Origin of the sequence: Streptomyces sp. 378 (assembly GCF_030124145.1) — a bacterium.
Lineage (GTDB): Bacteria > Actinomycetota > Actinomycetes > Streptomycetales > Streptomycetaceae > Streptomyces.
This window is the reverse complement of sequence record NZ_JASKMS010000085.1, coordinates 1-852: the sequence shown is the minus strand read 5'-3', so window position 1 is coordinate 852 and position 852 is coordinate 1. Positions and strand designations below refer to the sequence as shown.

The 852-nt window shown below is 66.7% G+C and carries 1 protein-coding gene; it reads left to right on the top strand.

Annotated features, from left to right (window positions below; genetic code table 11):
- Nucleotides 1–42 precede the first annotated feature (42 nt).
- Nucleotides 43–842 (top strand): IS5 family transposase gene (locus QNO09_RS39605; protein WP_502962422.1). Its coding sequence is split into 2 segments (ribosomal slippage): nucleotides 43–391 and nucleotides 391–842, totalling 801 coding nucleotides; the frame shifts between segments, so codons are not numbered across the junction.
- Nucleotides 843–852: the final 10 nt, after the last annotated feature.

The following is an 852-nucleotide window of genomic DNA, read 5'->3' as shown; positions in this document are numbered from 1 at the left end:
GTCATCTCATTTGGCTGACTCGGTAGGCTATCGCCCGTGGGGATCGTTGAGCGGCTGGTGCCTGAAGAGTTGTGGGAGTTGTTCCAGCGAGTGGTGCCAGAGGCCCCCTCGCGGCCTCAAGGCGGTGGCCGACGCCGCCACGGTGACCGGGAGGTGCTGGCCGCGATCGTGTTCGTAGCCACGTCAGGCTGCACGTGGCAGCAGTTGCCGTCCGCGTCGTTCGGGCCGTCGGGAGCGACGGCTCATCGGCGCTTTACCGAGTGGACGAAGGCCAGGGTGTGGGCCAAGCTCCACCGCTTGGTCCTGGACGAACTCGGCGCCCGCGGCGAGTTGGACTGGACCCGCTGCGCGATCGACTCCGTGAACATGCGGGCCCTGAAAAGGGGGACCTGACAGGTCCGAATCCTGTCGACCGGGGCAAGTACGGGTCGAAGATCCACCTCATCACCGAGCGGACCGGTCTGCCCCTGTCCGTCGGGATCTCGGGGGCGAACCTGCACGACAGCCAGGCCCTGATCCCCCTGGTGAAGGGCATACCGCCCATCCGCTCACGCCGCGGACGCCGTCGACGCAGGCCGGGCAAGCTTCACGCCGACAAGGGCTACGACTACTCCCACCTGCGGCGATGGTTACGGCAACGCGGCATCACCCATCGCATCGCCCGAAAAGGCATCGAGAGTTCGCAGCGACTGGGCCGCCACCGCTGGACCATCGAACGCACCATGGCCTGGCTCGCCGGCTGCCGCCGCCTCCACCGACGCTACGAGCGCAAGGCTGACCACTTCCTCGCCTTCACCAGCATCGCCTGCACCCTCATCTGCTACCGCAGACTCACCAAATGAGACGACTTCT